The 17,734-nt window shown below is 74.0% G+C and carries 15 protein-coding genes; 12 read left to right on the forward strand and 3 right to left on the reverse strand.

Annotated features, from left to right (window positions below; translation table 11 throughout):
• Positions 1–11 precede the first annotated feature (11 nt).
• Genes JNK12_19245 through JNK12_19285 form a run of 9 tightly spaced genes read left to right on the forward strand, consistent with a single transcriptional unit; the run spans position 12 to position 11,513 of the window.
• Entirely contained in the window at positions 12–728 is a 717-nt protein-coding gene (locus JNK12_19245) for an acylneuraminate cytidylyltransferase family protein (GenBank protein ID MBL8778084.1), read from the forward strand.
• A complete protein-coding gene (asnB, locus tag JNK12_19250) occupies positions 728–2,464 on the forward strand; it encodes an asparagine synthase (glutamine-hydrolyzing) (protein MBL8778085.1) in 1,737 nt (578 codons plus the stop codon). The genes JNK12_19245 and asnB overlap by 1 nt, the downstream gene beginning before the upstream one ends.
• On the forward strand, positions 2,461–3,783 hold the full coding sequence (locus JNK12_19255; GenBank protein ID MBL8778086.1) for a glycosyltransferase: 1,323 nt from the start codon (positions 2,461–2,463) through the stop codon (positions 3,781–3,783). Before asnB ends, JNK12_19255 begins: the two co-directional genes overlap by 4 nt.
• A complete protein-coding gene (locus JNK12_19260) occupies positions 3,780–5,063 on the forward strand; it encodes an ABC transporter ATP-binding protein (protein ID MBL8778087.1) in 1,284 nt (427 codons plus the stop codon). The genes JNK12_19255 and JNK12_19260 overlap by 4 nt, the downstream gene beginning before the upstream one ends.
• Positions 5,056–6,330 carry a glycosyltransferase family 4 protein gene (locus tag JNK12_19265; GenBank protein ID MBL8778088.1) on the forward strand — a complete coding sequence of 425 codons (1,275 nt, stop codon included), beginning with the start codon at positions 5,056–5,058 and terminating at the stop codon, positions 6,328–6,330. The genes JNK12_19260 and JNK12_19265 overlap by 8 nt, the downstream gene beginning before the upstream one ends.
• The gene (locus tag JNK12_19270; protein ID MBL8778089.1) at positions 6,327–7,082 is read left to right on the forward strand and encodes an FkbM family methyltransferase; all 756 of its coding nucleotides are present in this window, start codon (positions 6,327–6,329) and stop codon (positions 7,080–7,082) included. Before JNK12_19265 ends, JNK12_19270 begins: the two co-directional genes overlap by 4 nt.
• The gene (locus JNK12_19275; GenBank protein ID MBL8778090.1) at positions 7,079–8,305 is read left to right on the forward strand and encodes a glycosyltransferase family 4 protein; all 1,227 of its coding nucleotides are present in this window, start codon (positions 7,079–7,081) and stop codon (positions 8,303–8,305) included. Before JNK12_19270 ends, JNK12_19275 begins: the two co-directional genes overlap by 4 nt.
• Positions 8,302–10,233, forward strand: a complete 1,932-nt coding sequence (locus JNK12_19280) for a glycosyltransferase family 2 protein (protein MBL8778091.1) — start codon at positions 8,302–8,304, stop codon at positions 10,231–10,233. The genes JNK12_19275 and JNK12_19280 overlap by 4 nt, the downstream gene beginning before the upstream one ends.
• Positions 10,230–11,513: a glycosyltransferase family 39 protein gene (locus JNK12_19285; protein MBL8778092.1), complete on the forward strand. Its 1,284-nt coding sequence runs from the start codon at positions 10,230–10,232 to the stop codon at positions 11,511–11,513. The genes JNK12_19280 and JNK12_19285 overlap by 4 nt, the downstream gene beginning before the upstream one ends.
• Here the strand turns inward: JNK12_19285 and JNK12_19290 are convergent.
• The gene (locus JNK12_19290; GenBank protein MBL8778093.1) at positions 11,464–12,144 is read right to left on the reverse strand and encodes a class I SAM-dependent methyltransferase; all 681 of its coding nucleotides are present in this window, start codon (positions 12,142–12,144) and stop codon (positions 11,464–11,466) included. The genes JNK12_19285 and JNK12_19290 overlap by 50 nt on opposite strands.
• Positions 12,145–12,157: 13 nt before the next feature.
• A complete protein-coding gene (locus JNK12_19295) occupies positions 12,158–13,399 on the reverse strand; it encodes a glycosyltransferase family 2 protein (protein MBL8778094.1) in 1,242 nt (413 codons plus the stop codon).
• Between the two features lie 103 nt (positions 13,400–13,502).
• Here JNK12_19295 and JNK12_19300 point away from each other — a divergent pair, with 103 nt between their 5' ends.
• A complete protein-coding gene (locus tag JNK12_19300; GenBank protein MBL8778095.1) occupies positions 13,503–14,489 on the forward strand; it encodes a GDP-mannose 4,6-dehydratase in 987 nt (328 codons plus the stop codon).
• A complete protein-coding gene (locus tag JNK12_19305) occupies positions 14,486–15,886 on the forward strand; it encodes a hypothetical protein (GenBank protein ID MBL8778096.1) in 1,401 nt (466 codons plus the stop codon). The genes JNK12_19300 and JNK12_19305 overlap by 4 nt, the downstream gene beginning before the upstream one ends.
• A gap of 13 nt (positions 15,887–15,899) precedes the next feature.
• Here the strand turns inward: JNK12_19305 and JNK12_19310 are convergent, their stop codons facing one another.
• Positions 15,900–16,646, reverse strand: coding sequence for a class I SAM-dependent methyltransferase (locus tag JNK12_19310; protein ID MBL8778097.1), 747 nt, complete (start codon positions 16,644–16,646; stop codon positions 15,900–15,902).
• Between the two features lie 70 nt (positions 16,647–16,716).
• Here JNK12_19310 and JNK12_19315 point away from each other — a divergent pair, with 70 nt between their 5' ends.
• Entirely contained in the window at positions 16,717–17,715 is a 999-nt protein-coding gene (locus JNK12_19315) for a glycosyltransferase family 2 protein (protein ID MBL8778098.1), read from the forward strand.
• Positions 17,716–17,734: the final 19 nt, after the last annotated feature.

Raw genomic sequence — 17,734 nt, forward strand, 5'->3', positions numbered from 1 at the left:
CGTCCGCGCCCGTGAGCCGGGTGCTGGGCCTGGTGCCCGCACGCGCGGGGTCGAAGGGCGTACCGGGCAAGAACACCCGCGTGCTGTCGGGCCGACCGCTGCTCGCCCACACGGCCGAGGCCGCCACCGCCGCCCGCTCGCTCGACCGGCTCGTCCTGTCGACCGAGGACCCGGCCATCGCCGCGCTGGGTGAGTCCCTCGGCCTCGAAGTCCCGTTCCTGCGACCGCCCGAGCTCGCCGACGACACCACCCCCATGCTGGCGGTGCTCCAGCACGCCCTCGAGGCCCTGGCCGACGACACCATCCAGGTCGTCTGCCTCCTCCAGCCGACCTGCCCGTTCCGGGCACCCGGACTGATCGACCGGTGCGTCGCCCGCCTCGACGAGAGCGGCGCCGACGCGGTGGTCACCATGGTCCCCGTCCCTGCCGAGCACAATCCGCACTGGGTCTACGAGCGGGGGGACGACGGCCGCCTCCGCCTGGCCACGGGGGAGACCGACCCCATCGGTCGGCGCCAGGACCTCCCGCCCGCGTTCCACCGGGACGGCTCGGTCTACGTGTGGCGGGCGGGCGCCATCCTGGCGGGACGACCGTACGGCGACCACCTCGAGGCGGAGGTGCTCGACCCCACCCACACCGTGAACATCGACACCCCCGCGGACTGGGCCCGCGCCGAGGCGCTGGCCGCCGAGCTCGCCACCACCGCGGACGGCCCGGGCCCGGGCTGATGTGCGGCATCGCGGGCATGTTCGGGCCCGGCGCCCGCCGGGAGGCGGTCGCCGCCATGGTCGAGCACCTCCGCCACCGGGGCCCCGACGCGCAGTGGGTGGTGGGGGCCACGGGCGAAGGGGCCGTCCTCGGGATGGACCGCCTCGCCGTGATCGACCGCTCCCCCGCCGCCGACGTGGCCCTGGTGGCCCCCGACGGCACCCGGCTCGCCTTCAACGGCGAGGTGTACAACCACGTCGAGCTCCGGGCCGAGCTGTCGTCGTACCCCTTCGCCTCCCACAGCGACACCGAGGTGCTCCTCGCCGCGCACCACCGGTGGGGGGAGGCCGCCCTCCCCCGGCTCCTCGGCATGTTCGCCGCGCTGCTGTGGAACGAGCGCGGACGACACCTCCTGGCGGTGCGCGACCGGTTCGGCGTGAAGCCGCTCTACTACCACCACGCCACCGACGGCACCGTCACCCTCGCCAGCGAGGTCGGCGCGCTCTTCGCCGCCGGGGTGCCCGCCCACCCGGACCCCGCGGCGTGGGCGACCTACCTCGCCACGGGCCGCTCCGACGGACACACCTTCTGGCAGGACGTCGAGGAGCTGCCCGCCGGGCACCTGCTGCGGTGGCACGACGGCGACGTCACCGTCGTCCGGTGGTACGACGTGGCGGAGAGGACCGGCGACGAGGACGACCATCGTTCCGAGGCGGTCGCCGCCGCGGAGTACCGCGAGCTCCTCGAGGAGAGCGTCGGCCTGCGCTTCCGGTCGGACGTGCCCGTGGGCGTCAACCTGAGCGGCGGCCTCGACTCGGCCACGCTCCTCGGCCTCGTGCGCCGCCGCCCGGACGAGCAGGTCGTGGCGTACACGTTCACCACAGGGGACGAGCGCTACGACGAGACGCCCTGGGTGCGCGAGATGCTGCGCGACGTGCCCCACCGGGCCGTCACCACGATCCTCGAACCGCGGGACGTGCCCGCCCTCGCCGCCGCCGTGCAGCGCCACCAGGACGCCCCCTTCGGAGGCCTGCCCACGCTGGCCTACGCCCAGCTGTGCCAGCGCGCCCGCGACGACGGCACCATCGTGCTCCTCGACGGCCAGGGCATGGACGAGCAGTGGGCGGGCTACGACTACTACGGCCTCGCCGGCACGGGCGACGCGGTGCCCGTGGTGCAGGGCACCTCGGCCCGCCCCGTGCGCCCCGAGGCGCTGACCCCCGACTCCGCCGCGCTGGTCCAGGTGCCCGACGACCCGGACGGCTACCACGACCCGCTGCGCCAGCTCCAGCACCGTGACCTCGTGGCGACCAAGCTGCCGCGCGCGCTGCGCTTCAACGACCGGGTCTCGATGCAGGCCTCCACCGAGCTGCGCGAGCCCTTCCTCGACCACCGGTTGGTCGAGCTGGCCCTGCGGCAGCCGGCCGACCGCAAGCGCCGCGACGGGACGACGAAGTGGCTCCTCCGGCGCATCGCCGCCGATCTCCTGCCGGAGCCCCTCGTCGAGGCGCCCAAGCGGGCGGTCCAGACCCCCCAGCGCGAATGGCTCCGTGGCCCGCTCCGGCCGTGGGCGACCGAGCGCATCGAACGGGCGCTGACCGCGGTCGGCGCCACCTGGCTGGACGAGGGAGTGGTGCGCGCCGAATGGGCCGCGTTCGCCGACGGCGAGGGCGACCATGGGTTCTTCGCCTGGCAGTGGGTGAACCTCGGTCTGGCCGTCGAGCAACGGCCGACCGCGTTCGGGCTGGTGCCGTGACCGGTCCCCGCGTGCTCGTGGCCGCGAAACGCCTCGATCCCGAGGCCAGCTCCGAAGGCATCTGCACCGCGCGGTTCGTGTACGCCGTGTCCGAGGCGGGCACCCCGGTGGCCGTGCTCACCGGCGACGAGGCCGCCACCGAGTCGTCGCTCCGCGCCGACCTCCCGTGGCTGACGGGGCCGCTGCGCCACTGCACGACGCTGCCCCCCTCCCCGACCCGCGGGGGGCACCGCATCCGGGTGGCGGTCGACCTCGCCGGGACCGCGGTGGACGGGCACCCCACCTGGTACCGACGATCCGTGGAGGCCTGGCGGGGCGCGCTGGAGTCGGCCCTCGCCGAGGAGCCGCCGGACGTCCTCGTCACCCGTGGTGCAGGCGGCGGCTTCGAGCCCCACCTCGCGACCCTCTCCCTCGACCCCGACGTCCCGTGGGTGGCGCACTACCACGACCCCTGGCCCGCGAGCCGGTGGCCCGATCCCTACCGCGCCCCCCGTACCCGGGCGATGCGCCTCCAGGAGCGCGGCCACGAGCGCATCCTGCGACGCGCCGACGCCCTGACCTTCCCCAGCGCGCGCCTGCGCGACTGGGTGGTGGGCGGCGACACCGGCCTCTTGGCCAAGTCCCACGTGGTGCCCCACTCGCTGGACCCGTGGCCGTCGCCCCCGGGCATCGACGGCGACCTCGTCGCCGGTGCGCTCGACCGCCCGTTCACGCTGGTCCACGCCGGCACCCTGCTGCGCCACCGCCGCATCGATCCCCTGGTCGAGGCCGTCGCCACCTTCGTGACCGGCGACCACGAGCGGGCGGGCGCCACCCGTCTCGTCCTGGCCGGCCCGGTCAACGCCACCGGCACGGAGGGCCCCTCCACCGACGGCCCCGGCCCGGAGCTGGTCGCCGCGCTCGAGGCGTCGGGCGTCGTGCGACGCCACGAGGGGCGGGTCAGCCGGGCCACGGCCCGTGCCCTCGTCGAGGGGGCCACGGCGGCCGTGCTCATCGAGGCACCGGGAGCCGAGAGCCCGTTCTTCCCCGCCAAGCTGACCGACTACGTCACGGCCGGGCGTCCGGTACTCGCCCTGAGCCCCCGGGAGTCCGTAGCCTCCGACCTCATGGGGGAGGCACATCCGCTGCGCGTCGCACCCGACGACGTCACCGGCGTCGTCACCGCACTCGAGCGGTTGTGGGAGGCCGCGGCACGCGGCACCACCGACACCCTGCGGATCGACCCGGCCCGGACCGCCGACCTGTCGCCCCCGAACATCGCCCGGGCGTTCGCCGGCGTCCTCGACGCCGTCACCGCACCGACCCGGAGCCGACCGTGAGCGACCTCGCCATCGAGGTCCGCGACCTCTCGAAGTACTACACGCTGGGCCAGACCCTCCAAGGCACGCAGACCTTCCGCGAGGCCGTGTCCGACACGGTGGCCCGCCCGTTCCGTCGGCGTGGTGGCGATGACGCCGAGGTCTCACCTCGCGAGAAGGCGCACCTGTGGGCCCTGCGGGACGTCAACTTCGACCTCGCCAGCGGCGAGGTACTCGGCGTGATCGGCCGCAACGGCGCGGGCAAGAGCACCCTGTTGAAGATCCTGGCCCGGATCACCGACCCGACCGAGGGGCACGTCACCATCCGCGGCCGCGTCGGGTCCCTGCTCGAGGTCGGCACCGGCTTCCACTCCGAGCTGACGGGCCGCGAGAACGTCTACCTGAGCGGCGCCATCCTCGGCATGCGCCGCACCGAGATCGACCGCAAGCTCGACGAGATCGTGGCCTTCGCCGAGGTCGAGAAGTTCCTCGACACACCCATCAAGCGGTACTCGAGCGGCATGGGCCTGCGCCTGGCGTTCGCGGTCGCCGCCCACCTCGAGCCCGAAGTGCTCCTCGTGGACGAGGTCCTGGCCGTCGGCGATGCCTCGTTCCAGAAGCGCTGCCTCGGCAAGATGAGCGAGGTGGCCGCCGAGGGGCGCACCGTCCTCCTGGTGAGCCACAACATGGCGGCCATCGAGAACCTCTGCCACCGGTCCATCGTGTTGCACCACGGCGAGCTGACCTACATGGGGCCGCCCACCGAGGGCATCCGGCGCTACCTCGCCGCGGTCCTGCCCGAGCAGGAGGCCGACCTCTCCGACCGTGACGACCGCCGGGGCACGGGCCGGGCCCGGGTGACGAGCGTGCGCATCCACGACGAGGGCGGGGCCCCCATGCCGGTCCTCCAGTGCGGCGCCGCCGCGGTGTTCGAGATCGAGTACGAGGCCGCCCAGGACCGCCCCATCCGCAACCCCATCTTCGAGCTGAAGTTCACCGACCAGATCGGCAACCGCCTCTTCACGGTCTCCACGTTCCTGGCCGGCATCCACTACCCAGAGGTCCCATCCGCAGGTTCCGTGTTCTGTGAGGTGCCGCAGGTGCTGCTCCCGCCGGGTGAGTACACCTTCGACGCCTACCTGATCTCCAACGACGAGCTGTGCGACGAGGTCGAGCGCGCCGGGGAGGTCACCGTCGTGGAGTCCGATGTGTTCGGATCGGGACGCATCCCGAAGAAGATGCTGTACGGGCAGTTCGTGATGCCCCACCGCTGGCACGCCCGCCACCCGGCCGATGGCTGACCGCCCGCCCCGACTCCTGCTCGTGCCGGCGTTCCTCGGGGGCCACGGCGGCCTCGAGAACCACGTCCTGTCCCACGCCCGCGTCGCGGCCCGCGCCGGCTACGAGGTCACGGTGGTCACGCCCCGGCCGATCCCCGCCGACGGCGAGCTCGGCCCCCTCCTACGCGAATGGGCCGAGGTCGACGACGCCGAGCGCCACTGGCGGGCCACCCCCGCCGGTCGGGTCGCCCGTGCCGGGGCCGGCGCCAAGGAGCTCGCCACGCGACGCCGACCGCTCGACGCCCGCCGACGGGCCACCTTGGCCCTCGATCGGGCCCGGCCGTACCTCGACGGCTACTGGCAGGGCGACGGCTCGACCACGGTGCACCGGGCCGACCTCGTCCACACCTTCGGCAAGCCGAAACCCTTCGTCACCGGCGCCATCCGCGCCGCGGCGGACGCCGGCGTCCCCGTCGTCTACACCGAGATCGCGCAGGTCACCGAGGCGTATGCCGCCCGTCCCGACCTCGTCGGGTTCCGTGCCGTCGCCGACCGCTGCGACCACGTCGCGGTCATGGCCGAGCACCAGGGCGACGACGTGCGCGCCCGCTTCGGCTACGAGGGACCCGTGACCATCGTCGAGCAATGGGCCGACGGCGTGGAGGAGGAGCTCCTGGCCATCGATCGGCTCCCCGCCGCCCCCCAGGCGGGCGTCGTCCGCATCGGGTCGCTGTGCCGCCTCAGCGGCGAGAAGGGCCTCGACACCCTGCTGGCGGCCTTCGCCCGCATCGCGCCGGACCGACCCGGCGCCCGGCTCATCGTGGCGGGCACCGGTGCCTGCGAGGCCGACCTGCGCCACCTCGCCCGACGCTCGGGCATCACCGAGCGGGTCGAGTTCCTCGGCTTCGTGCCCGACCGCGCGGCCTTCTACCGCGACGTCGACGTGTTCGCCGTGTGCTCGATCGAGGAGGGCGGCCCCATCACCGGGGCCGAGGCGATGGCGGCGGCCCTGCCCATCGTCACCACTCCGTGCGGGGCCATGCCCGATCGTGTCCGCGATGGCGTCGAAGGCCTGCGCATCGCCGTCGGCAACGTCGACGCCACCGCCGCCGCCCTCGACCGCCTGGTCGGCGACCCCGCCCTCCGTCACGATCTCGGGGCCGCGGCCCGGGCCCGCTACCTCGAGCGCAACACCCGGGCGGCGAACGAGCAGCGCCTGCTCGACCTGTGGCAGGGGCTCCGCGACGATGCCCGCCGGGCGCCGGCACGGGCGACGGCGACGCCATGACCACGATCGTCGACCGGGCCCGGCGGATCGTCGCCGGCGCCACCCGGCGCGGGTGCCGTCGCCACCCGGTGACCGTGCCGCTGCCCGGCGGCCGGAGCCTGCGGTGGCGCGAGGACGATCGCTATCCCGAGTCGATGCTGGACGGCACGTACGAGCCCGATCTCGTGAACCACCTGCTCCGCGAGCTCACTCCGGGAGCCACCCTCCTCGACCTGGGCGCCAACAGCGGCTACCTCAGCTTCCTGTCGAAGGCGGTGGTGGGCGCCGCCGGGCGGGTGATCGCCGTCGAGCCCCACCCAGACAACCTCGCCACCCTGCAGGACCGCAGCCGCCTGAACCCGGACCTTCCCGTCGAGGTGCTGCCTGCCGCGGTCGCACCCGCCACGGGCACCGTGACGATGCACCTCACGCGGAACCTCGCGAACGGCCGCATCGACGAGGCCGGCTGGAGCCACCAGAAGCCCGCGGTGGACACCGCAGTCGTCCCCGCCCGGTCCCTCGACGACCTCCTGACCGACGCGGCGCCCGACGTCGTGAAGATCGACATCGAGGGAGCGGAGGGGGCGGTGCTCGACGCCTCGACCGGGCCCGGCGGATGGCCGACCCGCCCGGTGTTCCTCGTGGAGTACCACGGTCACGACAACCGCGACCGGTGCCTCGCCGTGGCCCGCCGGTGGGGCTGGGAGACGAGCGACGAGCCCGACGCCGGCGAGCTCCCGGCCGGCCTGCTCGTCCTCGGTCCGCCGCGATGAGCCCTGCCGACCGCGCCGACCTGGCCGATGCCGACGTCGTCCACCTCAGTTTCAACCCGCCGTTCGCAGCGGGCTCGTACAACTCGCTCATCCAAGCCCTGCTCCACCACGACGGACCGCTCCGCCAGCTCGCTGTCAGCTTCTGGGACGGTCCGGTCCCCCCGTCCGCCGAGGCCGACCGGACCCTGCTCGTGGGGACGGCGGCGCAGGGTCCCATGGCTTCGGCCGCCCTGCGCCTGCCCGAGCGCGCCCGACGCCTCGCCTTCGAGGGGATGGGGTCACGCGAGCGGATCCGCTACGCCGGCGAGGTGGCGGAGCTGCTGGTGGCCGCCCCGCCGCCCGTGGTCGTGATCTGGGACGACTACAAGCTCGGGCCCTTCCTGCGCCGCCAGGGAGCGGTCGAACCGGCCTTCGTGCTCTCCCAGCACGGTCGCAGCTACCACCTCCCGCCCGAACGGGCACGGGCGCTGTACCGCCTCGACACCCTGGACGCCGTCATCACCCTCACCCAGGCGTCGTACCGGGCCGACCGTGCCGAGCTCTACGCCTACGAGCCGTTGGTCCTGGTGCGTCCCAACGGCGTGGACCTCCGACGCTTCCAGCCCGCCGACGACGCGGCGCGCGCCGGGGCGCGGGCCCGCTGGGCGCTGCCCGAGGACGGCCCCGTCGTGCTCTTCCTGGCCCGCCTGGCGCCGAGCAAGGGCGCCCACCTCCTCCTGCACTCCTGGGCACGCGTGCTCGATCGCGCTCCCGGCGCGGTGCTCTGGCTCGTGGGAGGAGGCGACGAGGGATACCTCGCGCGCCTCCGCCACCTCGCCGATCGACTCGGCATCGCCGATCACGTGCGCTTCCAGGGCCCGGTGGATCGAGACCTCGTGGCGAGCTGCCACGCCGCCGCCGACGTCTACGTGCTCCCGTCCGTGCAGGACGAGGGCCACCCCCTCTCGCTGCTCGAGGCCATGGCCTCGGGACTGGCCTGTGTCGCGTCGGACTCCCCCGTGGTCGCCGAGCTCCACGGCGACGCCATCGAGCTGGTGGTCGACCCGAACGTGGAGGACGCGTTCGTCGAGCCGCTGGGACGCCTCCTCGGCGACTCCACACGGCGGCTGGAGCTGGCCGGGCGGGCCCGCGCCCAGGTCGAGGCCCACCACGACCTCCAGGACTACCTCGACGAGGTGACGGCCTTCCTCGGCCGCCTGGCCGCCTCCCGGGGGGGCCGGTGAGGGAGGGCGTCCACCCGGCCAAGGAAGCCGGCGACCTCCCGCCGTTCGGCCCCCACCGCCTCGTGATCCCGGTGCACATCCCCCACCTGGACGGCTACTTCACCGAGGCCCGCGCCGTGCTGGCCCGCTGCCTCGACTCCGTGCGGCTCACGGCAGGGGGCCAGGTTGCCGTCACGCTCGTGTCGGACGGCTCCTGCCCCGAGGTGCTGGCCGACCTGCGGGCGGCACAGGATGCCGGCTGGGTGGACCAGGTCGTGGTCAACCAGCCCAACCGCGGCAAGGTCGACTCGGTCCTCGCCGTCGCCCGCGCCTCCTTCGAGCCCCTGGTCACCATCAGCGATGCCGACATCTTGTTCCGGCCCGGCTGGGTGGCCGCGGTGGAGGAGCTCTTCACGACGTTCCCCGAGTGCGGGTTCGCCTCGCTGTTCCCGAGCCCGCCGGGCGCGTTCCACCTGACCTCGGCCACGCTGCTCGGCGCGCTCTCCCGCCGCGAGCTCCAGGTGGGATCGGTCGTCGACGAGGACGACCTCGACCGCTTCGCGGCCAGCATCGGCCGACCCGACCTGTTCCCCGAGGAGTGGCGCCGCCACCAACTCCTCGTGCGACGGGCAGGCGTGACCGCGTGCGTCGGCGCCCCCCACTGGGTGCTCACGCTGCGGCGGGCCGTCATCGACGCGACGCCGCCCGAGCCGTCGCGGCGCGCCGTCGGCGGCTCCGAGACACGGTGGCTGGACGAGCCGGCCGACCGCATCGGCCTCTGGCGCCTGGCCACGAGCCGTGCCTACGCGCAGCACATGGGCAACGTGGTGGAGCCCTGGATGGACGACGAGCTGGAGGCCACGAGGGCCGCCGTCGACGGCGGCGGCGACGACCCGGCGGACGCGAGTGGGCCGACCGGCACTCCCCGGGCGCCGATCACGCCGCATGGCCGCATCCCGCTCGCCGGCCGCCTCCCGTGGCCGCTGCGGGCCCGTGTCGCCGATCGTCTCGTGCGGCCCCGCCTCGAGCGTCGCATCCGGCAGGCCGGGGGGGGTGCGCTGACCGTGGCGGCCAGGGCGGCACTCCGTCGCGCGGACCGGTGGGCGCGGGCAGCGGCGCGGCGCTCCTCGGCGACCTGGCGATGGGGCCTGAACGCGGGGCCGACCCTCGCCTACCGCCGGAGCCGACCCGTGGTCACGTCGCGCACCGCGGGCCTCGTCGCCGACCTCGACCGCGACGGCATCGCCACCGTCGCCCTCGACGATCTGGTGGGCACCGAGGCGGCCGCCACCTTCCTGACCGCCGCCGATCGCGCACGACGCGAGCGCACCGCCGCCGTCGACACTGCCCGGGAGGCGCTGGCGCGCGGCGACGACGGGCCGCAGAAGCCCTTCGTCGTCGGCCTGCTGGAGGGCCCGCCGTCCACGGACCCCGACGACGCGCTCACCGGCTTCGCCCTCGATCCTGCGGTGCTGGCCGTCGTGCACGGGTACTACGCGATGTTCGTCCGGCTCCGCTACGTCGACATCTGGCACACCCTCGTCGTCGACGCCCCACCCACGCAGTCCCAGCTGTGGCACCGCGACCCCGAGGACCGCCTCATCCTCAAGGTGTTCGTCACCCTCGAGGACGTCGACGAGGGCGCGGGCCCCTTCCACTACGCCCCGGGCACCCACGCGAAGGGCTCGGTCCGACGCCGGCCGGCGGCGAGCGCCGTCGACGGGACCACCCCCCGCTCCACCGACGACCAGATGGCGGAGGTACTCCCCTCGGCGCAGTGGCGCACCGCGATCGCTCCGCGCGGCACCGTCGTGTTCGCCGACACCCGCGGCTACCACAAGGGCGGTCACGCCGTCGCCGAGGAGCGGGTCCTGTACGTGTGCCAGTACCTGTCCCGGGCGGCCGGGCGTGGGGGCATCCCCACGGACCAGCCCGCGCCGAGGCGGTGAGGGACCGGCGCCTCGCGCGCGACCTCGTCCTGCTCTTCCTCGGGCAGGTGCTCCTGCTCACGCTCTTCCGTGCCGCGCTGCCCGCCGGCGTGGCCGCCAACGAGGGCTCCGACTACGACGCGTTCTACCGCCCGGTGGCCGAGCAGATCGCCGACGGTCACGGCGTCGTCTTCGGCGACGACCGCACGCCGGCCACGCGTTACCCGCCCGGGTACCCCCTGCTCCTCGGCGCCACCTTCACGGTCGCGGACGCCACCGGTGCCGAGCGGCAGTCCCTGGTGACCCCCCTGACCATCGTGATGACGGCGGTCGCCGGCGTGCTCCTGCACCTCGTCGCACGGCGGATCTTCGACCGTCGCCACGCCTGGGTGGCGAGCGTCGCGTGGCTCGCCTACCCCCTGACCCTCTGGACGACCAAGCAGCCCAACAGCGAGATCCCCTTCCTGGTGCTGCTCTACGGCGTGGTGCTCCTGCTCGTGCCGCCGCTGGGGTCCGGTCGCGCGGGCTGGCGGCGCCTGGCGGCCGCCGGCGCCCTGCTCGGGGTCGCCGCCGTCGTCCGTCCCGCCGGGCTCCTGCTCGTCCCCGGCTTCGCCCTCGTGCTGTGGTTGCGCCTGGCCGGCGGCGCCGGTGAGCGCACGCGGCGCGCCGGTACCTTCGTGGCCGCGTGCGCGGTGCCCGTGCTGGCGGTCTCGGCCTGGATGAGCACGGCCGCGGGCACCCCGGTGCTGCTGTCCGACGCCAACGACGCCAACCTCGTCGAGGGACTCAGCTTCGCCGTGGACTCCCCGGCCGAGGCCGAGGACCTCCCCATGCCGGGTGGGCTGCGGGACTTCGTCGTCGAGACCCACGCTCGCGAGGGTGAGCTGCTCCGGGACGGCAGCGCCCGCAGCTACCTGGGCGAGGCGCTCAGGGAGCGCCCGGTGGTCGTGGGCCAGCTCGTGGCCTACAAGGCCGCACGGTCCTGGTACGGGACGGAGTCGTTCCGCTTCGAGGGCGCTCTGCTGCTCACCCAGCTCGCCTGGGTGGGGACGGCCGTGGTGGGAGCGGTGGCCGCCCGCCGGCGCAGCCCGGCCGGCCGCTGGTACGTCTGGCTGGTGCTCGCCCTGACCGGCTGCGCCTGGCTGGCGGCCATCGGCGCCCTGTCCATCGTGCGGTACCTGGTGCCCACCCTGGGCCTCTTCGCCCCCCTCGTCGCCGTCGCCGTCCTCTCCGCGGCCGACGCCGTCGCCGTCAGGCGCGGGCGAGCACGAGGTACTGCGCCCCGCCCGGAAGCCGGCTGAGCGCCCGCTCCGTCGGCCGCAGCGGCGCCAGCGCCCGGGGGAACCAGAACCCCGTGGTGGTGGGCCGGACCTCGGCGAAGCCCGCCTCGTGCACCAGTCGGCGGGCGCGCGGGATGCTGAGCATCACCGCGTCACGATCGAACGGGATCCGTCGCATGACGAGGCGGGCCCCGGGGTTCCAGGGGTTGTTCTCGAACAAGGCCAGCCATCCGCCGGGGGCCAGGACGGCCCGCAGCCCCGCGAGCACGCGGGGCTGCTCGGCGGACGGGATGTGGTGGAAGGCGCCGTTGACGTAGCAGAGGTCGAACGTGCCGGCCGGGAGGTCGGTGCCCGACACGAACGTGATGCCGGGGGCGCCGTGGCGTTCCCGGGCCCGCTCGACCGCCGCCTCGGCCAGGTCGAAGCCGACGACCTCCGCACCGGGGAACGTGCGCGCCAGCGCCGCCGCGGTGTCTCCGACCCCGCACGCGAAGTCCAGGATGCGTCGGGGCCGCGCCTCGGTGGGCAGGCGGCCGGACAACCAGCGCAGGCGCCCCTCGATGAACCAGCCCTTGTCCTCACCGGACAGCGAGAGCCCCTCGGCCAACATCGCGTCGTACTCGTCGGCCCGCTCGAACAGCTCCTCGCCCATCAGGTCCGTGGCCTCACCCGGCGGCACCGACGAGGTGGGGCTCCGCCTCCGGCGGCGGCTGCCGCGCCTCGGCCTCTCGACGCTGGGTGAGGCGTTCGTCGACCAGCACGAGGAACGAGTCGATGACCCGCACGACGATGAGGATGAGGGCGACCGAGTACAGGGTGGTCATGGCGATGAAGCGCGACCAGTGCTCGTAGGTGGCCCCCGTGCGCACGAGCTGGAGGAAGCTGGGGAGCACCAGCAGGCCGCCCAGCAGGAACAGCGCCGCGGGGACGGCCCAGAACCAGCGGCTCGCGGACACCCGCCGCACGGCCGGCCGCACGCCCGTGCGGACCACCTGTGGCATCAACGTGACGTCGACGATGCGGGCGGTGAGGTAGGCCCCGCTGGCGAGCAGGAGCGCGGCGGTGACGAGCAGGCTGCTGACCAGGAAGCGGTAGATCATCCACTCCTGGAGGCGCTGGTTCTCGAGGTAGTAGAGGGTGGGTCCGACCATCAACAGCGTGGCCACGGCGAGACAGAGCGCCGCGGGCGGGCCGAGCAGGCGGGCCGGCCGGTAGAGCGCGGCGGTCCGCAGGATCACCCACAGGAACCGCCCCCCGTCGGACACCGCGGAGAGCTTCGACTCACCCTCGCGCTCGTCGTAGGGCATCTCGATCTCGACCAGGTGGAGGTCGTCGTCGAGCAGCACCCGGGCGCTCATGGCCGGCGTGAAGTGCAGGCCGTCGGGCAGGGGGTACAGCTTTGCCAAGCTCGAGCGACGGACGACCCGCATGCCGCTGGCGGTGTCGGACACGTCCTCGGACGACACCGCCCGGAGCAGGCCCGCGAAGATGCGGTTCCCCACCCGGCGCACGAGCGGCATCTTGCTGGTGGCGCTCATTCGGGAGCCCAGCACCACGTCGACGTCGCGCTCGTCGAGGGTCGCGCACAGGTCGGCGAAGAACACCGGGTCGCACGTGCCGTCGGCGTCGAGGAAGCCCAACAGCTCCGCGTCCGAAGCCGACCACGCCGCCTTGATGGCGGCGCCGTAGCCCTGGTTCTGCTCGAACACGATGAGGTCGACCTGCTCGAGGTGGCGGCTCGCCCGCTCGACGGTGCGATCGGTGGACCCGTCGCTGACGACGGTGACGGCGACCTCGGTCACCGGTGAGCGCTCGATGATCGTCGAGCGCGCCGCCAGGGTGCGCTCGATGATCGACTCGATGCTGTCCTCCTCGTCGAGCGCCGGGATGGCGATCAACAGCTTCACGAAGACGCGCCCCCCAGCACCATGGCGCCAGGATAGGTGCCCGCCCGACGGGGAGGGACCCCTCGGGTCCGTGCGGCCCGTCCTGGGTCGTATGCTCTCGCCGATGGCGGTCCGCTACCTGATCACCGGCGGGTCCGGCTTCATCGGCTCCCACCTCACCGACGCGCTGCTGGCGCGGGGCGACGAGGTCACCGTCCTCGACGACCTCTCGACGGGGCGCCTCGAGAACCTCGCCAGCGCCATGGCCTCGGAGCGCTTCACCTTCGTCCAGGGCTCGGTGCTCGACGAGCTGGCCGTCGACAAGGTGGTGGCCGACTGCGACGTCGTCGTGCACCTCGCCGCCGCGGTCGGCGTCAAGCTCATCGTCGAGCAGCGCCTCAGCTCGCTGGTCACCAACATCCGGGGCTCCGAGAACATGATCGAGGCCGCCCACCGGTACCGCCGCAAGATCCTGCTGGCGAGCACCTCGGAGATCTACGGCAAGAACCCCGCGAGCCCGCTGGCGGAGACCTCCGACTCCGTGCTGGGGTCCCCCACCGTCGCCCGCTGGGCCTACAGCACCGCCAAGGCCGTCGACGAGATCCTCGCCTACGCCTACCACGAGGAGCGGGGCCTGCCCACCGTCGTGGTCCGCCTCTTCAACACCGTCGGGCCACGCCAGAGCCCGGCCTACGGCATGGTCATCCCCCGCCTGGTGCGCCAGGCGCTCGCCGGCGACCCGCTCACCGTCTACGGCGACGGCACCCAGACCCGCTGCTTCTGCCACGTGGCCGACGTCGTGGCGGCACTCGTCGCCCTGCTCGACCGCGACGACAGCGTCGGTGAGGTCTTCAACGTGGGATCCACCGAGGAGATCTCGATGGCCGGCCTGGCCGAGCGCATCATCGCCGCCTGCGACAGCCCCTCGACGATCTCGCTGGTGCCCTACGACCAGGCGTACGAGCGGGGCTTCGAGGACATGGCGCGACGCGTGCCCGACACCGCCAAGCTGCACGCCCACTGCGGGTGGGAGGCCCGACACACCCTCGCGGACATCCTGCGCGAGATGATCGACGAGGCCGCCCTCGAGGTGGTGCCCGACCGGGGATGAGGGCCGCCGTCCTCGTCGCCGACGGCGTCAGCGCCCGCAACTTCCTGCTCGGACGGTTCGGTCCGGCCCTCGCCCGCCACGGGACGTGGGTGGCCGTGCACGGGCTGCGCGACGGCTTCGTCGAGTCGCAGGTGGCCCCCGAGGGTCGACCCGACGCCGAGTACCCACTGGGCACCTACGACGAGACCGCACTCGCCTCCCTGCTGCGCTACACGCTCCTCTACGGGCAGATGGAGTGGTCGGACACCGAGTCGATGCGCCACAACCTCCGTCAGCCCGTCACCGGATCGCGGCGCCGCCGGGCGCTGCACCGCACCGCCCGGCTGGGCGGGCGCGCCATGGCCGGGCCCCGACGCCTGGCCTGGGTCGACCGGGCGCACACCGCGGCCGTGGGCCGGCGCCCCGAGGTCGCTCGCCACCGGGCGCAGCTCGCGGCGGCCGCCCCCGACGTGCTCTTCTGCACCCACCAGCGGCCCCCGACGGTCGTCCCCCCGGTGCTCGCCGCCCGAGCGCTCGGCATCCCCACCGCCACCTTCATCTTCTCGTGGGACAACCTCTCGTCGAAGGGACGCATCGCGGCACCCTTCGACCACTACCTGGTGTGGAGCGAGCACATGGCCGCCGAGCTCTGCCACTACTACCCGGAGATCCCCCGGGACCGGGTGCACGTGGTGGGCACGCCCCAGTTCGACCCCTACGACGAGGAAGGTCGGCTCTGGACGCGTGCCGAGCTGTGCGCCCGGCTCGGCCTCGACCCTGCTCGCCCGGTGCTGTGCTTCTCGGGGGGCGATGCCGGCAACAGCCCGGACGACCCCGGTCACGTCCGGGTGCTCCTCGACCTGGTCCGGAGCGGGGCCATCCGCGGCGACGCCCAGGTGGTCGTGCGCCCGGCGCCCGTCGACGACGGTGCCCGCTACGCGGGGGTGCGGGCCGACTTCCCCGAGCTGTGCTGGGCGCCCCCTCTGTGGGACCGGCCCTCCGGGGCGGACTGGTCCGAAGCCCTGCCGACGGACGCCGACGTCGACCTGCTCGCCAACCTGACCCACCACGCCGACGTCAACGTGAACCTGGCCTCGACCATGACCCTCGACTTCGGCCTCCACGGCCGGCCGGTGGTGAACGTGGCCTTCGACGTCACCGACCCCCCGCCGTTCGGCCTGCCCATCTGGGACCACTACTACCGCTTCGACCACTACCGACCCGTGGTCGAACTGGGCGCGGCACGCTTCGCCCGCTCCCCCACCGAGCTGGCCGAGCACGTCAACGCCTACCTGGCCGACCCGACCCTCGACGCCGAAGGTCGCGAGGCGCTGGCCCGCCTCGAGGTCGGGGTGCCGGTGGGCCGATCGAGCGCCACCATCGCGGAGGTCCTCGCCACCATCGCCACCGGCGGGTGACGCCGGCTCGACTTCAGACGGCCCGGGCCACGAGCAGCAGGTCGTCGGCCCTTGCGGGCGGCAGCGCCCGGGTCCCGCACCAGGCGTCGAGCCGCCAGAGCGCCGGCAGCGCGATCACGTAGCGGTAGGCCCGCTCGACGCGCGGATGGCCCGGGAACCAACCCAGACCCTCGACCACCTCGACCTGGAAGCCGCCGGCGCCGGTCACGGCCGAGCGCAGCGACGCCTCGGTGAAGTGTTGGAAGTGCTTGTCGGGCACGCGGCGGTTGGTGGTGGGGGTGGTGATCACGAGCGTGCCGCCCGGGCGCAGGACGCGTCGCAGCTCGGCCACGAAGGCGCCGACCTCGTCAGGAGGCACGTGCTCGATGACCTCGCGGGCGACGACGAGGTCGAAGGCGCCATCCTCGGAAGCGAGCGCCTCCCCGTCCTGCACCTCGAATTGCAGGTCCGGCGCCATGAGCCGGGCGAACGCGATGGCCCGCTCCGAGAAGTCGACGCCCGTCCAGGTGAAGGCGGGACCGAGGCGGACCGCCAGTTCGTGGGTGCCCCGTCCGTCCCCGCAACCCACGTCGAGGGCGGTGCCGCCCTCGACGCCGCGCTCACGGATCAACGAGGCGAGCCGGTCGGACTTGTGGAGGTAGTTGTGCAGCCCGTGCTTTCGCAGGATCCAGTGGTGCGGGAGGCGGTACTCCTCCTCCTGGAGGGCCCGACGCCGCTCGGCGTCGTCGTCCACGTCGCCGGGAGCCGCGCCGTTCGTCACCTCCCCAGCCTGCCGCGTCACCGCCGAACCGTCGAACCACCCCGTGCCCCGGGCGTACGCTGCGGTCGCCATGGCCGCCCCGCCCCCGACGTTCACGGTGATCATGCCCATCCGCAACGAGGCGGGGCGCATCGCCGGCACCCTCGCCTCGGTGCTCGACCAGGACGTGGATCCCGAGCGCATGGAGGTGCTCGTCGTCGACGGGTGCTCGCAGGACGAGACCCGAGCGGTCGTGGCCGCCACCGCCGCCGGCGATCCACGCGTCCGGGTGCTCGACAACCCCGAAGGCATCGTGCCCACGGCCATGAACCGGGGCCTGGCCGAGGCCCGGGGCGACATGGTCGTGCGGGTCGACGGCCATTGCGCCTTGCCCCGTGACTACCTGCGCCGCTGCGAGGAGCTGTTGGCCGAGACCGGGGCCGACTGCGTGGGCGGCATGATCGAGAGCCTGCCCAGCGGCGACGGCGTGGTGGCCCGGGCCATCGCCCTCGCCATGGCCTCCCGCTTCGGCACGGGGGCCGGGTTCCGCGTCGGTGCGGCCGAGCCCGGCCCGGTCGACACCCTCGCCTTCGGCGCCTACCGGCGGGAGGTGTTCGACCGCATCGGGACCTTCGACGAGGAGCTCGTGCGCAACCAGGACGACGAGCTGAACCTCCGCCTCACCCGGGCCGGCGGCGTCATCTGGATGGACCCGTCGTTGCGCTCGCGGTACTGGACCCGCGCCGACCTGCGGTCCTTGTGGCGCCAGTACTTCCAGTACGGCGTGTTCAAGGTGCGGGTGGCCCAGAAGCACCGCGGGGTCGCCTCCTGGCGCCATCTGGCGCCGCTGGCCCTGGTCCTGGGCCTCGGGGGCGGCGCCGGGCTGGCTCTGGTCACCCGCCGACGGTGGCCCCTCCTGCTCGTCGCCGGCCCCTACGCCGGGGCCACCCTCGCCGCCGCGGTGGTCACCGGCCGCGACGACCCGCCCACCGTGGCCGTGCTGCCGGCGTGCTTCGCCTGTCTCCAGCTCTCCTACGGGACGGGATGGCTGGCCGGGTTGTGGCGGTGGCGGGGCCGCTGGCGCGACTAGCGGCGAGCGCGACTAGCGG

Source organism: Acidimicrobiales bacterium (genome assembly GCA_016794585.1).
In the GTDB taxonomy this organism is placed as follows: Bacteria; Actinomycetota; Acidimicrobiia; order Acidimicrobiales; family DATDAH01; genus JAEUJM01.

Bases quoted from the DNA above. Each gene is read 5' to 3' on its own strand.
- asnB (MBL8778085.1), top strand. From the start codon at position 728: ATGTGCGGCATCGCGGGCATGTTCGGGCCCGGCGCCCGCCGGGAGGCG.
- JNK12_19265 (MBL8778088.1), top strand. From the start codon at position 5,056: ATGGCTGACCGCCCGCCCCGACTCCTGCTCGTGCCGGCGTTCCTCGGG.
- JNK12_19270 (MBL8778089.1), top strand. From the start codon at position 6,327: ATGACCACGATCGTCGACCGGGCCCGGCGGATCGTCGCCGGCGCCACC.
- JNK12_19275 (MBL8778090.1), top strand. From the start codon at position 7,079: ATGAGCCCTGCCGACCGCGCCGACCTGGCCGATGCCGACGTCGTCCAC.
- JNK12_19290 (MBL8778093.1), bottom strand. From the start codon at position 12,144: ATGGGCGAGGAGCTGTTCGAGCGGGCCGACGAGTACGACGCGATGTTG.
- JNK12_19300 (MBL8778095.1), top strand. From the start codon at position 13,503: ATGGCGGTCCGCTACCTGATCACCGGCGGGTCCGGCTTCATCGGCTCC.
- JNK12_19305 (MBL8778096.1), top strand. From the start codon at position 14,486: ATGAGGGCCGCCGTCCTCGTCGCCGACGGCGTCAGCGCCCGCAACTTC.
- JNK12_19315 (MBL8778098.1), top strand. From the start codon at position 16,717: ATGGCCGCCCCGCCCCCGACGTTCACGGTGATCATGCCCATCCGCAAC.